This window comes from Nocardioides furvisabuli (genome assembly GCF_021083185.1).
In the GTDB taxonomy this organism is placed as follows: Bacteria; Actinomycetota; Actinomycetes; order Propionibacteriales; family Nocardioidaceae; genus Nocardioides; species Nocardioides furvisabuli.
On record NZ_JAIGQB010000001.1, the window covers coordinates 502647 to 518579 of the forward strand.

The 15933-nt window shown below is 71.7% G+C and carries 13 protein-coding genes and 1 tRNA gene; 11 read left to right on the forward strand and 3 right to left on the reverse strand.

Annotated elements, in window-relative coordinates; genetic code table 11:
• The first annotated feature begins 35 nt into the window (after positions 1 to 35).
• The 11 genes from K4G59_RS02335 to K4G59_RS02385 all read left to right on the forward strand — a co-directional run bounded on the left by K4G59_RS02335 (position 36) and on the right by K4G59_RS02385 (position 13484).
• Complete coding sequence (locus K4G59_RS02335; RefSeq protein ID WP_231249062.1) at positions 36 to 1007, forward strand: AAA family ATPase; 972 nt, start codon at positions 36 to 38, stop codon at positions 1005 to 1007.
• On the forward strand, positions 1007 to 2296 hold the full coding sequence (locus K4G59_RS02340) for a DUF58 domain-containing protein (RefSeq protein ID WP_231249068.1): 1290 nt from the start codon (positions 1007 to 1009) through the stop codon (positions 2294 to 2296). The genes K4G59_RS02335 and K4G59_RS02340 overlap by 1 nt, the downstream gene beginning before the upstream one ends.
• Positions 2293 to 4620, forward strand: coding sequence for a transglutaminase TgpA family protein (locus K4G59_RS02345; RefSeq protein ID WP_231249077.1), 2328 nt, complete (start codon positions 2293 to 2295; stop codon positions 4618 to 4620). Before K4G59_RS02340 ends, K4G59_RS02345 begins: the two co-directional genes overlap by 4 nt.
• A complete protein-coding gene (locus tag K4G59_RS02350; RefSeq protein WP_231249079.1) occupies positions 4617 to 5747 on the forward strand; it encodes an RDD family protein in 1131 nt (376 codons plus the stop codon). Before K4G59_RS02345 ends, K4G59_RS02350 begins: the two co-directional genes overlap by 4 nt.
• Positions 5744 to 10246 carry a type VII secretion EssC family protein gene (locus K4G59_RS02355; RefSeq protein WP_231249084.1) on the forward strand — a complete coding sequence of 1501 codons (4503 nt, stop codon included), beginning with the start codon at positions 5744 to 5746 and terminating at the stop codon, positions 10244 to 10246. The genes K4G59_RS02350 and K4G59_RS02355 overlap by 4 nt, the downstream gene beginning before the upstream one ends.
• A gap of 96 nt (positions 10247 to 10342) precedes the next feature.
• Entirely contained in the window at positions 10343 to 10645 is a 303-nt protein-coding gene (locus K4G59_RS02360) for a WXG100 family type VII secretion target (RefSeq protein WP_231249086.1), read from the forward strand.
• Between the two features lie 8 nt (positions 10646 to 10653).
• Positions 10654 to 10941, forward strand: coding sequence for a hypothetical protein (locus tag K4G59_RS02365; protein WP_231249088.1), 288 nt, complete (start codon positions 10654 to 10656; stop codon positions 10939 to 10941).
• Positions 10942 to 11032: 91 nt separating this feature from the next.
• Positions 11033 to 12172, forward strand: coding sequence for a hypothetical protein (locus K4G59_RS02370; RefSeq protein WP_231249089.1), 1140 nt, complete (start codon positions 11033 to 11035; stop codon positions 12170 to 12172).
• Positions 12173 to 12354: 182 nt separating this feature from the next.
• The gene (locus K4G59_RS02375; protein ID WP_231249090.1) at positions 12355 to 12744 is read left to right on the forward strand and encodes a hypothetical protein; all 390 of its coding nucleotides are present in this window, start codon (positions 12355 to 12357) and stop codon (positions 12742 to 12744) included.
• Complete coding sequence (locus K4G59_RS02380; protein ID WP_231249091.1) at positions 12741 to 13382, forward strand: hypothetical protein; 642 nt, start codon at positions 12741 to 12743, stop codon at positions 13380 to 13382. Before K4G59_RS02375 ends, K4G59_RS02380 begins: the two co-directional genes overlap by 4 nt.
• A 26-nt stretch (positions 13383 to 13408) precedes the next feature.
• Positions 13409 to 13484, forward strand: a tRNA-Thr gene (locus K4G59_RS02385).
• A 12-nt stretch (positions 13485 to 13496) separates the two neighbouring features.
• Here K4G59_RS02385 and pdxY read toward each other — a convergent pair.
• From pdxY to K4G59_RS02400, 3 genes are all read right to left on the reverse strand, one after another.
• On the reverse strand, positions 13497 to 14360 hold the full coding sequence (gene pdxY / locus K4G59_RS02390; protein ID WP_231249092.1) for a pyridoxal kinase PdxY: 864 nt from the start codon (positions 14358 to 14360) through the stop codon (positions 13497 to 13499).
• 24 nt (positions 14361 to 14384) lie between these two features.
• On the reverse strand, positions 14385 to 15158 hold the full coding sequence (locus K4G59_RS02395) for a dioxygenase family protein (protein ID WP_231249093.1): 774 nt from the start codon (positions 15156 to 15158) through the stop codon (positions 14385 to 14387).
• A gap of 96 nt (positions 15159 to 15254) precedes the next feature.
• The gene (locus tag K4G59_RS02400; protein ID WP_231249263.1) at positions 15255 to 15932 is read right to left on the reverse strand and encodes a uracil-DNA glycosylase; all 678 of its coding nucleotides are present in this window, start codon (positions 15930 to 15932) and stop codon (positions 15255 to 15257) included.
• Position 15933 lies beyond the last annotated feature (1 nt).

Below are 15933 nucleotides of genomic sequence, written 5' to 3' on the forward strand. Positions count from 1 at the left end.
GCCTCCCCCGACCCGACTCGTTCGAAAGCGATGCCATGACCACTCCCAACCACGACCAGATCCAGTGGTTCGCCCAGACCTTCAACCAGCTCGTCGCCAACGTCGAGCGCGCCGTGGTGGGCAAGACCCACGTCATCCGGCTGGCGATGACCTGCCTGGTGTCCGAGGGCCACCTGCTGCTCGAGGACTTCCCGGGCACCGGCAAGACGTCGCTCGCGCGTGCCATGGCGCAGACGCTGCACGGCAAGCAGACCCGCATCCAGTTCACGCCGGACCTGCTGCCCAGCGACGTCACCGGTGTGACGATCTACGATCAGGGCACCCAGCGGTTTACGTTCCACCAGGGCCCGATCTTCGCGAACATCGTGCTGGCCGACGAGATCAACCGGGCGTCGCCCAAGACGCAGTCCGCGCTGCTCGAGGTGATGGAGGAGAGTCAGGTCACCATCGACGGCGAGACCCACCTGGTGGGCCGACCGTTCATGGTCATCGCGACCCAGAACCCCATCGAGCAGGCCGGCACCTACCGGCTCCCCGAGGCGCAGCTCGACCGCTTCCTGATGAAGACCTCGCTCGGCTATCCCGACCACGAGAGCACGGTGAAGATCCTCGCCCAGCCGCCGCACGCACGCGGCGGTCTCGTGGTCGACCCGATCATCCCGACCGACCACGTGGCGAGCATGATCGATTACGCCGCCAACGTCCACGTCGACCACGCGATCCTCGTCTACGTCTCGGAGCTCGCGCAGGCGACGCGGTCGGCGCCGGACGTCGTCCTGGGCTGCAGCGTGCGCGCCGGCCTCGCGCTCGTGCGCGCCGCCCGGACGTGGGCGCTCGCCGCGGGTCGCAGCTACGTCATCCCCGACGACATCAAGACCCTCGCCGTGCCCGTCCTCGCGCACCGCATGGTGCTCGACCCGGAGGAGGAGTTCCGCGGCGCGACGACCGAGTCGGTGCTCGAGCGGATCCTCGGCCAGCTCCCCGCTCCCCAGGAGCGCGTGGCCTGATGAGCGAGGCGATCTTTCCGGCAAGGGGCGGCGCGGGGTCACGGATGCTCGCGCTGCGCCGACGCACGGCAACCGTCTGGCTGGAGGGCCGGCACCGGCTGGCCACCGCGACGGCCCGACCCCGGGAGATCGCTCGTCCCGTCACCCAGGTCGTCACCCCGTCGGCCTGGGTGCTCCTGGCGTTGTCACTCCTCGCCGTCGCCGCATGGACCCGGCTCGGCTGGACCGAGCTGCTGGTCGCCGCGTCGTTCGGGCTGCTCCTCCTGGCCGTCGGCGTGGTCTTCATCTTCGGCGCCCACCAGCTCGTCACGACCCTCGACCTCAGCCGGGACCGCGTGGTCGTCGGCGAGCGGGCCAACGGTCGCCTGCACCTGCTCAACGACACGTCGCGTCGCACCCTCCCGGTCACGATCGAGCTGCCGATCGGCCAGGGCCGTGCCGCGTTCGAGCTGCCCAGCCTGCGTGGCCACCACGACCACGAGGAGTTGTTCGCGATCCCCACGGCCCGTCGGGCGGTCTTCGACGTCGGGCCGGTGACTGCCGTGCGCGCCGACCCGCTCGGTCTGCTGCGGCGCGAGCAGCGACTGGGTGGGGCCGAGGTCCTCTACGTGCACCCGCGAACGGTCCGGATCGAGGGCTCGGCGTCCGGCATCCTGCGCGACCTCGAGGGTGAGACGGTCCGCAAGATCACCGACCACGACATCGCCTTCCACGCCCTCCGCAACTACGTTCCCGGTGACGACCGGCGCTACATCCACTGGAAGAGCAGCGCGCGCTCGGGCCAGCTGATGGTGCGCCAGTTCGAGGAGACCCGTCGCTCGCACCTCCTCGTCCTGCTCAGCACCCGGCTCGACGACTACGCCTCCGACGAGGAGTTCGAGACCGCGATCTCGATCGCCGGGTCCATGGGCGTCCAGACCCTCGTCGACGGTCAGACGTTGACCGCCGTGACGTCGTCCCGTCGCCTGCGCAACGGCACGACGACCACCTTCCTCGACCAGCTCTCTGGCATCGACTACGCGCCGGGTGGGAGCGGGCTCGCCGACCTCACGCGTCGAGCGTCGCGCGACAACACGGGAGCGAGCATCGTCCTGCTGGTCTGCGGCTCGCTGGTCGACCCGGCCGAGCTGCGCCGGGCGCGACGCTTCCTGCCCGTCGACGTACGCACGATCGCCGTGCGCGCCGAGACCGCCGAGCGTTCCTCGGTCCGCACCATGGGCGACCTCCACATCGCCGGCGTCACCGAGCTGGCCGACCTGGCCGGGACGGTCCGGAGGTTGGCGTCGTGACCCGCACCGCCCTGGGTGGGCGCCTGCTCGCCGCCGACGTCGTCCTCGTGGTCCTGCTGATGGCGGTCGCGACGAGCCCGTTCGCCGACGCGTACGGCGGCTGGAGGTGGCTGGCGGCCGTCGTGGTCGGCACCCTCACCGGGCTCGGGGTCGCCCTCCTTGCGCGTCACCTCGGCTGGGGCGCCTGGCCGGCGGTCCTGCTGCTGCTCGGTTGCCACCTCCTCCTCGGGCCCGCGCTGGCCGTCCCCGACCTGGCGCTCGCGGGCATCGCGCCCGACGTCGACTCGGTGCGTGCGCTCGTGACCGGGCTCGTGTCGGCGTGGCGGGACTCCCTGACCCTCCTCACGCCCCTGGGCAGCACCGGCACGGTGCTGATGGTGCCGTGGGTGCTGTCGCTGATCGCCGGGCTCGCGGCGGGAGCCTTCCTCTGGCGGAGCAGGCGCCCCGGGGGTGCTGCGATCGTCGTCCTCGCGGCCTTCGCCGTCGCGGCGGCGTTCGGCGATCGGGTGACCGGCCTGACCATCACCCGCGGCCTCGTGCTCGCGACCGGGCTGCTCGTGTGGACGCGATGGCGCGAGACGCGCGACGTACGTGTGTCGTGGACGCGGCGCATCGGGATGACGGCCGCGGTGATCGCCGTGGCCGGTGGTCTGGCCGGCGGGATGTCGGCCGCCCTCGCCGGCGACACCCGGACGGTGCTCCGCGACCACGTCGACCCGCCATTCGACCCGATGGACTACCCGAGTCCGCTCGCGCGCTACCGCGCCTACTACGACGAGCGCGCGCTGGGTGAGAAGACGATGTTCACCACGACCGGGCTCTCCACCGGCGACCGGATCCGCATCGCGACGATGGACACCTTCGACGGGATCGTCTGGAATGTTGCCGGGGGACCAGGGGCACCCACCCAGTCGGGCACCTTCGGTCGGCTCAGCGCCCAGCCCGACGAGGCGGGCGAGCAGGACGTCACGATCACCATCGAGGACTACTCCGGCCCCTGGGTGCCGACGGTCGGCGAGACGCTCGGCGTCGTCGCGCTGCGTGACGGACGAGCCGACGGCTCCACCCAGTCCCGCGTCCTCTACAACGATGCCACCGGCACGATGGCCCAGCTCGGCGGCACCGTGCGCGGCACGACCTACGAGCTGCGCTCGCTCCGGCCGGAGGTGCCCGCCTCGCTCGAGGCGCTGGCGGCGGCGAGCGGTGTGATGCCGCAGGCGCCGGCCGACATCCCGGTGCTGACCAAGAAGGTGCAGGAGTGGCTGGCCGAGGCGGGCAGTCCCGGTGGGGGAGCGGCCGCGTCGGCGCTCGCCGACGCCTTCCGCAAGGGCTACTACAGCGACGGCAAGGAGGGAGAGGCGACATCCCCGTCCGGTCACGGCGCCAAACGCGTCACCGACCTCGTCGGCGACGACCAGATGATCGGCAACGACGAGCAGTACGCCTCGGCGATGGGCGTCGCGGCCCAGCAGCAGGGCCTGCCGGCCCGGGTGGTCATCGGCTTCGTCGTGCCTGACTCGACGGGGGTCGTCAAGGGTGCGGACGTGCACGCCTGGGTCGAGGTGCACCTCGAGGACGCGGGTTGGGTGTCGTTCGTGCCGACGCCCGACAAGGACCGGACGCCGCAGCAGCAGCAGGAGGACCCCGAGCCGGAGCCCCAGCCCAACGTGCTCCAGCCCCCGGTCATCCCCACCGAGCCCGACGACCTCGACGACAAGGCGCCGCAAGGTGCGGGCGACGGGACACCGGCTCCGCCGCCGATCCCTATTGGCGACGTCCTCACCTATCTCGCGGTGGCCGGGGGCGCCGTGCTGCTCACCTCACCCCTCTGGGCGCTGCTCGTGGTCAAGCGGTCGCGTCGACGCCGACGGCGTCGGGCCGCCGACCCGGTGGCACGGATGAGCGGCGGCTGGCGCGAGATCGCCGACCGCGCACGCGACCTCGGGATCCGCCTGCCCCACAGCAACACCCGGCAAGAGAGCGGCAGCCTGCTGGACGCCCGCGTCCCCGGGAGCGGGGTCCTGCTGCTGGCGGGCAGGGCCGACCACCACGTCTTCGGCCCGACCGCACCGACCGACGAGGAGGCGCGCGCCTACTGGGACGACGTCGACACGGCGTTGAAGCGGCTGCGGAAGTCGGCGCCGTGGTGGCGTCGTCCCCTCGCCGTCCTGTCCCCGGCCTCCGTGCCGTGGCGTCAGACGCTGCGACGCGCGGGGCCCACCGTGGGCGCGGCGATCGGATTCCTGCCGCGCCGAGCCCTCGCGGCCATCCGCGGTCTCCTGGGCAAGGCGACCGCCACGACGAGCAAGAAGGTGAACCGATGAGCGCTCCCACCCTGCCGACCGACGGACTGCTCCACGCGTCCCTGGGCCGTCGCCTCGCGGCGAACCTGGTCGACGCGGTCGCGACGACCGCCGTCGTGTACGGCGTGCCGCTCGTGCTGCTGCTGCTCACGCTCGCTGCGTCCGCCCCCGCGTGGATCGTGCTGGCGGCGAGCCTCTGGATGCTGGTCGCCTCCGTGGTCTGGTCGCTCGTGCAGTGGCGCTGGCTGGCGACCACCGGCCAGTCCTTCGGCAAGCGACGGCTCGGTGTCTGGGTGCTCGACGCATCCACCGGCGCCCCAGTCGGCTGGGCGCGCATCTTCGTGCGCAACCTCGTGCTCGGGATCGCAAGCATGTTCCTGCTCCCGGTGGTGGTCATGGCCCTCGCCATGCAGGGCGACCCGCGCCGCCAGGGCTGGCACGACAAGGCGGCTGCGACCGTGGTGGTCGCGCGGCCCCCCGCTCCGGCGTCCTACTCGAACGACGGGGCAGGTGCCGCGGCGCGGACCACGGAGCAGCCCGCTCCCGCACCCGCGGTCGCGCCGCCGTCCCTCGCCACGGGATATGCCACGGCCGCGCCTCCGACCGGACCGACCTCCGAGGCGCCGGTCGGGACCGTCGCGCCGGCACCGCCCACGCCCGAGCCGCGGCAGCAGGTCCAGGTGTCGTCCGGCGCTCCTGCCGCTCCGGCGGGGATGCTGGTGTCGCCTCCTCCCGGGTGGGAGCCGCCTCTCGCCCCCTTGGCGGACCACACTGTCGCTGCCCCCGCACCGTCCCCGACCGCGCCGGTCACCGTGACCGCGTACGTCCTGCGCAGCAGCGACGGCAGCACCAGCCTCGAGGTGAGGTCGGCGCCGCTGGTCCTCGGCCGCGCGCCCGACGCCTCTGCTGTTCCCGGCAGCGTGGCCCAGGTGGTCGACGACCCGACGCGGAGCATGTCGAAGACCCACGCGCGCGTCGAGGTCAGGGGTGACCAGCTCCACGTCGAGGACCTCGACTCGACCAACGGCGTGTGGGTGCGAGCCGCCGACGGCGAGCGTCGGCTGGCGACCCGGACGCCCACCGGCGTGCACCCCGGCGACGTCGTCGCGTTCGGTGACTGCTCCTTCGTCGTGGAGGCCCTGGCATGAAACTGAAGCTGACCTACGTCCGCGCGGTCGGTCGAGCGACCGACGTCGTCGTCACCACCGACGCTACGGCCACGGTCGGGGACCTCGCCCGCGAGCTCCTCGACAGCGACCCGATGCGCTCGCCGGTTCCGACCGTGCGCGACGCCGTCACCCTCAGCGTCGGAGCAGACGCCGACGCGCCGCGGGTCACGATCCCCGCCGGCCGGACCGTGGGCGAGACGTCCCTGACCTCGGGCTGCGCGGTGGCCGTGGTCGACGCGACCCCCGCGCCCTCCGCCCAGGGCCATGAGGCCGCTGCGGTCCTGCGGATCGTCGCCGGCCCGGACGCGCCACGCGAGGTCCGGCTCCCGCTGGGGCCGTCGTTCATCGGCCGGGACCCGTCGGCCGACGTCGTGCTCGACGACCCCTTCGTCTCCAAGCAGCATGCGCGCGTCGAGGTCGGCGCGACCATCGAGCTGGTCGACCTCAACAGCGCCAACGGCCTCAGCCTCGACGGCGGCCTCGTCACCCGACTCACCGTGCTGCCCGGACAGGAGGTCGTGCTCGGCGACTCGACGCTGACGTTCGCCCTGACGGCGGCGCCGGCACCGCGCCAGGGTCCCGAAGCCTCGGGTAGTGCGGTGAACCACAGTCGGTCCCCGCGGGTCGAGGCGCGCTACCTCGACCAGGAGCACCCCCGTCCGTCGGTCCCCACCGAGGTCGAGCAGCAGCCCTTCCCGTGGCTCCTGCTCGTCGCGCCCGTGCTCATGGGTGTCGGCATGTACGCCGTCACCCGCAACCCGCTGTCACTGATGTTCATCGCCATGGCGCCGCTCATGATGCTCGGCAACTTCGCGACCACGAGGGGCCGGTCGAAGCGCCAGCTGGCCGGCGACATCGAGAAGTTCGAGCGACAGCTCGACATCCTGCGGACGACGCTGACGAGCGAGGTGCCGCGCGAGCGGGAGGTGCGCCAGGCAGAGGCTCCGCACGTCTCGGACGTGTACCAGGCAGGCTTCGACCGCAGTCCGCTGCTGTGGACCCGGCGCCCGGAGCACTGGAACTTCCTTCACGTCCGGCTCGGTCTCGGCCGGCTCCCGTCGCGCAACACCATCGCCGGCGCCGGTCCCAGCGACGAGGGTCTCCCGGAGTACACGCAGCGACTCATGGACGTCGAGCGGGAGTTCCGTCACATCGACGGCGTGCCCGTCATCGAGGATCTCGTCTCCTCCGGTGCGCTCGGTGTCGTCGGCGGCCAGACCGAGGTGGCGGACGCCTTGCGCGGACTGCTGGTCCAGCTCACGGGACTGCACTCGCCGGCCGAGCTCGTCGTCACCGCTCTCGCTCCTCCGCACGCCGTGCCGCAGCACGAGTGGCTGGCGTGGCTTCCTCACACCAGCTCTCCGCAGAGCCCGATCATCGGCACGCACCTCGCGGACAGCGCGGCCACGGCGGGTCAGGTGGTGGCGCAGCTCGAGGAGCTCGTCGCCGTACGGCTCGGGCGCGCGACCGCGGACGGGCCGACCCCGCGAGGACCGCTCGGTGCCGCCCCGCGTGCGACGCGCACCGGCGGGAGCATCGGCTCCGGTGAGGGCGGGTCGAAGGATGCCGAGGCACCCGTCTCGCCGGTCGTGGTCGTCGTGATCGAGAGCGAGGCGCCAGCGGACCGGGCCCGGCTGGTGCAGCTCTCCGAGCGCGCCGCCGAGGCAGGGGTGCTTCCGATCTGGGTCGCACCGCGAGCAGCCGACCTCCCGGCCGTGTGCCGCACCTTCGTCGACGTGACGGGCGGTCTCGGCGACGGCGCGATCCACTTCGTCCGGCATGGCGCCGTGGTCTCGCCGGCCGCCGTCGAGGGGGTGAGCGTCGAGCACGCGGAGAGGTTCGCCCGCGCGCTGACGCCGCTCGTCGACTCGGGCGCGCTCGTCGCGGATGCCAGCGACCTGCCGCAGCAGGTGCCGCTGGTCTCGCTGCTGGGTGACGACCTCGTCGACTCGTCGGCCGCTGTCGTCGACCGCTGGCGCCAGAACGGGTCCCTGCGCCAGCGCGGTGCGAGGGCACGCAAGGATCGCGCTCGGGCGGGTACGCTCCGCGCCCTGGTCGGCGCCTCCGGGGTCGACGCCATGCACCTCGACCTCCGCGCGCAGGGTCCGCACGCCCTCGTGGGCGGGACGACGGGCTCGGGCAAGAGCGAGTTCCTCCAGGCCTGGGTGCTCGGCATGGCGGCCGAGTTCAGCCCCGATCGGGTCACGTTCCTCTTCGTCGACTACAAGGGCGGTGCGGCCTTCGCGGACTGCGTGCGCCTCCCGCACTGCGTCGGCCTGGTGACCGACCTCAACAGCCACCTCGTACGTCGTGCGCTGACCAGCCTCCGCGCGGAGATCCGCAAGCGCGAGCACCTCCTCAACGACAAGTCCGCCAAGGACCTCCTCGAGCTGGAGAAGCGGGGCGACCCGGAGTGCCCGCCCGCGCTGGTGCTGGTGATCGACGAGTTCGCCGCGCTCGCCAACGAGGTGCCGGAGTTCGTCGACGGGGTCATCGACATCGCGGCGCGCGGTCGCTCCCTGGGCATCCACCTGATCATGGCTACCCAGCGGCCGGCCGGCGTGATCAAGGACAACCTGCGCGCCAACACCAACCTGCGCATCGCCCTCCGGATGGCCGACGAGTCCGACAGCTCGGACGTCATCGGCACACCCGATGCCGCCGTCATCGACCCGGACATCCCAGGGCGGGGCGTGGTCAAGACGGGGCCCGGTCGACTCGCGCCGTTCCAGTCTGCCTACGCCGGCGGCCGCACGATCGACGAGCACGTCCGCCCGACCATCACCATCCACCGCCTGGGCTTCGGCTCCGACACACCGTGGGAGCCCGTGGGGCGTGACGTCGAGGAGGAGTCCGCAGGGGAGCAGGCGCCGACCGACCAGGTCCGCCTCGTGGCCTCGATCGACAAGGCCGCCCGCCTCGCGGAGATCGAGCCGCCCGAGCGACCGTGGCTCGACGAGCTGGCACCGGCCTATCACCTGAATCTGCTGGGCGAGGGTCCGCGCACCGACACCGAGCTGATCATCGGCCTCGCCGACCTGCCCGACGACCAGAAGCAGGACGTGGTGTTCTTCCGCCCTGACGACGACGGGAACCTCGCGATCTACGGCACCGGCGGCAGCGGCAAGTCCGTCCTGCTCCGCACCCTCGCGGCCGGCGCCGGCGTCACGCCGCGCGGCGGACCGGTCGACGTCTACGCCATCGACTGCGCCGCAGGCGGCCTGCGGATGCTCGAGCAGCTTCCCCACGTCGGTGCCGTCATCAGCGGCGAAGACAACGAACGCGTGGTGCGACTGTTCCGCCGGCTGCGGGACATCGCCCACGAGCGGGCCCAGACCTTCCGGGCCGCCGACGCCGAGTCGATCACCGAGTACCGCGCCAACGCCGGTCGGCCCGAGGAGCCGCGGATCCTGCTGTTGGTGGACGGGTTCGCGTCGTTCCGCGACCAGTGGGAGATGGGCATGGGACGGGCCGAGTGGTACGGCGTCTTCCAGACCTTGCTCAGCGAGGGCCGACAGCTCGGCATCCACGTCGTCTTCACCGCGGACCGTCCCGCTGCCGTCCCCGGATCGGTGGCCGCCAGCGTTCCGCGCCGTGTCGTGCTCCGGCTGGCGGAGGAGGCGATGTACATGTCGCTCGACGTCCCCGACGACGTGGTGACCTCGACCTCGCCGCCCGGCCGTGCCGTGGTCGACGGCCACGAGGTCCAGGTGGCGATCCTCGGCGGTTCCCGCAACGCCTCGGACCAGGCACAGGCCATCGGCAAGCTGGCCCGGGCGATGGAGCGCCGCGGTCGTGCCTCGGTCGCGCCGATCGAGACGCTTCCCAGCGAGGTCCCGCTCGACTCGCTGCCCGCGTCGGTCGGAGGAGCACCCGTGCTCGGCGTGTCCGACGAGACCCTCGGTCCGATCGGGTTCCGGCCCACGGGCACCTTCCTCATCAGTGGCGGTCCGCAGAGCGGGCGGACCACGGCGCTGACTGCGATGGTCAAGGCGATCCGCCGTGCGGACCCGACGACCACCCTCGTCTACCTCGGCAACCGGCGCTCGGCGCTGCCGAACCTCATCGACTGGGACCAGGTCGCCGTCACGCCCGCCGACGTGGCGGAGACGGCCAAGGAGCTCGCCAACCGGCTCCCGGACATCACCCACGACAAGTACATCGTTGTCGTGGAGGGGCTCGCCGAGCACGCCACGTCGCCCACGGACGTCGCCATCGTCGACCTCGTGCGCGCTGTGAAGCGCTCTGACCACATGATCATCGGTGAGGCCGAGGCAAGCTCGTGGATGTCGTCGTTCCCGATCTACGGCGAGCTCAAGAGCGGTCGTACGGGCCTGGTCCTGCAGCCCGACGGCGACGAGGGGCAAGCGCTGCTGCGGACCCCGTTCCCGCGCGTCGCCCGCCGGGAGTTCCCGCCCGGCCGCGGCCTCGCCGTGCTCGAGGGGAAGGTGGTCCGCGTCCAGCTGCCTCTGCCGTAGGTGGGGACTGCTCCCCATCGCCACCAGCATCAGTGATTCCTAGGCTCCACCCATCTCCCGGACCAGTCGATCCGGACCTCCCGAAAGGACGCCATCATGGCCAACCTCAACGTCACCTACGAAGACCTCAACCGCGTCGCCGGCTTGATCGACGGCGGCCGCGACGCCCTCAACCAGCAGCTCAGCGACCTGAGCCGTGCCGTCGACGAGCTCATCGCCGGTGGGTTCCAGACCGACGCTGCCTCCGGTGCCTACAACGAGCAGTTCGACACCTACGTCACCAACACCACGAACGCGATCGAGTCGCTCACCGGCTTCGCCGAGTTCCTCCGCAGCGCGGCCACGTCGCTCCAGGAGACCGACACGTCGCTCTCCAACGCCATCCGCGGCCAGGCCTGAGGCTCGTCGTGGCCGGAACAGAGCTGAGGATCTCGGACAGCGAGCTCACCTGGCTCAAAAACGAGGTCCTCTTCGCAAGCATCGCGCTCGGCGAGGTGTCCCGCCTCGAGGACTTCGGTTCGGCTCTGGGCCACGGCGGTCTCGCGGGACGGGTGGCCGAGCTGTCGTCCTCGTGGGACCTCCGGCGCGGCGAGATCGTCGCGGCCATGGACACGGTGTGGCAGGCGCTCGGTGAGATCGACAGGACGTTCGACGAGGTCGACGGCCTGATGACGGCGCAGCTGCGAAAGGAATGAGGAGCAGTCCATGTGGGCAATGAACCCCTTTCCGGGGGAACCGGACCGGGTCAGGGTCGAGGGTCAGCGGCTGGTCGCTGCCGCGGAGAACATGCGCAAGGCTGCCGCGTCCCTGCGCCGCATGAACGACGGTTCGACCTACCGCAGCGAGGCGATCGACGCCGTCCGCCGCAACGCCGACGACCTCGCCCTCGTGATGGACGACTCCCGGGCCCGCTTCCACGAGGCAGGGCAGGCCCTCGTCGAGTACGCGCCCAAGCTCGATGCCGCCCAGCAGCGCGCACTTCGCGCGATCAACGCCAACGGCCACACGGACGTCACCGGGACGGCCGGCAAGGCCGCGACGCTGAAGGCGGCGGCGATCGCCTCGGCGGCCAACCCGCTCGCCACGCCGGAGGAGCGGACTGCCGCGGACCTCGCCTACCAGCGGGCGAAGTCCCGCGCCATCGAGCACGCGGCGGCCGCGGCCGCCGCGCGTGGTGAGTACGACCAGGCCCGCGCCGACGTGGACAGGGCCGCGCTCGAGGCGATGAACCGCATCAGCGCTGCGAACAAGCGCGGCAAGCTCAACGACGGGGTCGGCGACCACCTGGCGAACTTCAACGAGAAGGTGATGAAGCCCCTGCTCGAAATGCTCGTCTTCATCGTGGATGCGGTTGCCGCCATTCTTCTGGCGGTGGCCGCCGTGTTAGCACTCCTCGGCGTGACGGCTCCGATCGCGGCGTTTGTCGCCGGGGCCCTGACAGTGGTGGCGCTGGTGAGCATCGGGCTCAAGGTGGTCCAGCTGGGGTTGAGCCACATCAGCATGGGTGAGTTCGTCGCGTCGGCTCTGATGTTTGGTGCGGGCAAGATTGCGTCCAAGCTGGCGAAGGGCGCGAAGGCGACGCGTGGACTGCACGCGTCGGAAGTCCACAAGCGGCCCACCCAGATGAGCGCGCCGAGGAAGGGCAAGGTCGACCTGGTCGACCTGCCCGACGCCGGTGGATCCACGGCCGAGAGCGTGATCGACTTCTTCGCCGGGGACTGGCTCGCCGACCAGGTGGATTCGGTCGTGGGCGAGCTCGTCGAACCTGGATCGGTCTGGTCGGTCGACGACCTGCGGACCACCGGTGTGGAGCCGCTTGGCGGCACCGGTTCATCCGTGGAGCCACAGGCAATCATCGACAACCATTTCGGCCCGGACGCGGCACTTGACCGACCGCTCGCTGCGTGCGCGGAGGGCGGGTCGTGAGCACGGCAGTCGCAGGACTCAGGCTTCCCCCCGGATGGTTTGCATGCGGTCCGGGGGCGGATGGCGCAGCTTGGATCGACCGGGTCGCCTCCAGCGTGCCGCGACCGTCCCGACTGGATCGGTCGCTGCGCACGGATCTGGGTCGATGCGTGGAGGAGATTCGGGGACCCGGCAGGCACATCGTGGCAGCACTGCATACTGACCCCGCCCTCGCGTCCCGGGTGCTGGCCGCAGGGTGGGTTGCGGCCGGACCGGCCCGAGACATCGATGAGATCGCGGATCTCCTGCGTCAGGCCGAGCTACCCCCCTCGGTGCTGTCGCGCAGCATCGAGGTTGACCAGTCCCGTCGCGCGCCTGCGGTGGTGTGCTTGGACCTGATGACTGACCCGATGGCCCCGGGCGGGAACGTCCTGCACGAGCGCTGCGCTGTGGTCGTTCTGCATCGGTCGCTCGACATGTGCGTCAGGCTCGAGCTCAGCACGTCCGACCTGACAGCGTTCGACGACATTGCCGGTGCGTGCCTCGAGGTCGCTCGTCGCGTGCGGCCCGCCGCAGAAGGAGATGTCGCATGAGCACTTCGCCGGCCGCCACCACCTCGATGCCCACGTTCGCCCTGCCCGGGCGCTGGTGGCGCGTATCCCTGGAGACGCCCGAGGCCACGACGTCGTCCGCCAGGTCGATGGCCCGGTCGCTCTATCCCGGCGACGAGCTCGCGGTGCTGCGCCGCGACATCCAGGAGCGGGTCGCCAGCGCCGCAGCCGAGGCCGCCAAGGCAGGCGCTCGTGCGTTCCACTTCGCGATCGAGGTGGTTCCGGGCGCCCCCGTCCCGTTGACGCTCGGCATCTACGAGCCGGCGCTCCCGACACGGTTGTCCGCCCGGGCCGGCGCCCTGGCCTCGGCCGAGGCGCTGGCGGCCTCACTTCGGAGCGCGGAGTCGGCCGGCGCCGTCTCGTCCTGGGGCGACGACGAGCTCGGCGTCGTCCGGGTGCTCAGCACCCAGGACCCGACCGCCGGCAGCGAGATCGACCGGCCGCTGCTCCGGGCCGACTACTGGCTCACCGCGCCGGCAACCGACGCGACTACCGTGTTCTCCTTCGCTGCGCCCGTGATCTGGGACCAGACCGCGCCCGCGCTGCTCGAGCTGCTCGACGCGATCATCTCCACCGTGCAGTGGTCGCCGGGTGGCAACGCGGAGCCGGACCTCACCTAGGATTGCCGCCGCGTCCTCGGACGCACGCCGGTGTAGCTCAGTTGGTAGAGCGCTTCTCTTGTAAAGAAGATGTCGCGGGTTCGACTCCTGTCACCGGCTCCACCCAGACCGAGATCAGCGGACCTGCTGCACCTCGAACTCGCACGCCGGCGACGCGATGGCGTCCTGCGCGGCGATGAGCCGCAGCTCCCGCTCGCCGGAGCCGAGCGTCTCCTCGAGCACCGCGAAGACCGACGAGGCGGTGCGGGCCAGGGCCTCGGCAGCCGAGCCGGTGCCCTTGAGGTGGGCGGTGAAGAGCGCCGCGGTGATGTCGCCGGAGCCGTTGGCCTTCATCGGCAGGCGCGGGGTCGTGACGAGCCAGGCGCCGTCGCCGGTCACCGCGAGCATCTCGATGACGTCGTCGGGTGCGCCGGAGCGGATCACCGAGGTCACCAGCACCGTCGAGGGTCCGAGCGCGCGCACCTCGTCGGCGGCGGCCAGGACGTCCTCGAGGGCCGACGCCCCGCTGAGCGCGTCGTTGTCGGTGATGAAGCCGAGCTCGAACTGGTTGGGCGTCAGCACGTCCGCGACCGGGATCACCGTGGAGCGGTACTTCGGCGGGATCGCCGGGTTGACGAAGCAGCCCGAGGTCGCGTTGCCCATGACGGGGTCGCAGGTGTACGTCGCCGCCGGGTTGGCCGCCTTCACCCGGGCCACGGCGTCGACGATCACGTCGGCGATCTCGGGGGAGCCCTGGTAGCCGGACAGGACCGTGTCGCACGTCTCGAACGCGCCGCGCTCGCTGATGCCGGTGATGACCTCGGCGACGTCCTCGGCCGCGATCAGCGGCCCGCGCCAGGCGCCGTACCCGGTGTGGTTGGAGAAGTTCACCGTCAGGACCGGCCACACCTCGTGGCCGAGGCGCTGGAGCGGGAAGACGGCTGCGGAGTTGCCGACGTGGCCGTAGGCGACGTGGGACTGGATCGAGAGGACGCGCATTCCCCGAGACTAGATCAGGCCGCGTCAGGTCATCTGGAGCGACCTCTTGGACAGCCCCATCCAGTAGCCGTCGATCACCTGGGTGCCCGGGGCGTCGGCGGTCGTCGCGGCACCGAGGGTCACGAACAGCGGCGTGTAGTGCTCGACGGTCGGGTGGGCGTACGGCATGCCGGGGGCCTTGGCGCGGTAGTCGGCCAGCGTGTCCACGTCCCCGCGAGCGAGGGCGTCGGCCGCCCAGAGGTCGAAGTCCCTCGACCATCCCGGCACGTCCGCGTCGATGCGCCAGTCCTCGAGGAACGGCAGGCCGTGGGTGAGGAAGCCGGACCCGACGATGAGCACGCCCTCGTCGCGCAGCGGGCGCAACCGCTCGCCGAGCCTCATCAGGCGGCGCGGGTCGTCGGTGGGCAGCGACATCTGCAGCACCGGGATGTCGGCCTCGGGGAACATGATCTTCAGCGGCACCCACGCGCCGTGGTCCAGCCCGCGGGTGGCGTGCTGGTGCACGGGTTCGGTGCTGGGCATCATCGCCGCGACCCGCTGGGCCAGCGCCGTGGCGTCGGGCGTCTCGTAGGTTATCTGGTAGTACTTCGGCGCGAACCCGCCGAAGTCGTAGACCAGCGGCGCACCGCTCGCCGACAGGCTCACCGGCGCCGACTCCCAGTGCGCGGAGACGATCAGGATCGCCGTCGGGCGCGGCAGGTCGCGGGCCCACGCCGACAGCTGCCCCGACCAGATCGGGTCGTCGAGGAGGGGCGGGGCCCCATGGCCGATGTAGAGGGCAGGCATCGCAGCGTTCATGGCGTCCTCAATAGTTCGTGATTCAACCATATCTCCCGGGTAGTCCACCGGCAAGTGGTGGCCCCGGACTGCGGGCGACGACCGTTTCCCGGTGGACTACCGGGGCGGTGGGTCGTCGGCGTACGACGGCAAGCTCCAGTCGACCGGATCAGCACCTTGCTCCTCGAGCAGCCGGTTGACGGTGCTGAAGGGCTTCGAGCCGAAGAACCCACGGTAGGCCGAGAGCGGCGAGGGGTGCACCGACCTCACGCACGGGACCGGGCCCAGCAGCGCCTCCAGCGACTGGGCCGGCTTGCCCCAGAGGATGGCCGCACAGGGGCCGCCGCGCTCCGCGAGGGCCACGATCGCCCGCTCGGTGACGGCCTCCCAGCCCTTGCCCTGGTGGGAGTTGGAGTCGCCGGGGCGCACGGTGAGGACCCGGTTGAGCAGCATCACCCCGCGGTCGGCCCAGGCCGACAGGTCACCGTGGGCGGGGGGCTCGACCCCCACGTCGTCGCGCAGCTCGGCGTAGATGTTGCGCAGGCTCGGCGGCAGCGGCCGCACGTGCCGCTCGACCGCGAAGCTCAGTCCGATCGGGTGGTGCGGGTTGGGGTAGGGGTCCTGCCCCACCACCAGGACCCGTACGTCGGCCAGCGGGCGCCCGAACGCCCGCAGGACCAGCTCCCCTGCGGGCTGGTAGCCCCTGCCGGCCGCGACCTCTTCGCGCAGGAAGCGACCCATCGCCGCGACCTGGTCGTCCACCGGCGCCAGCGCCTCGGCCCAGTCGGGGGCCATC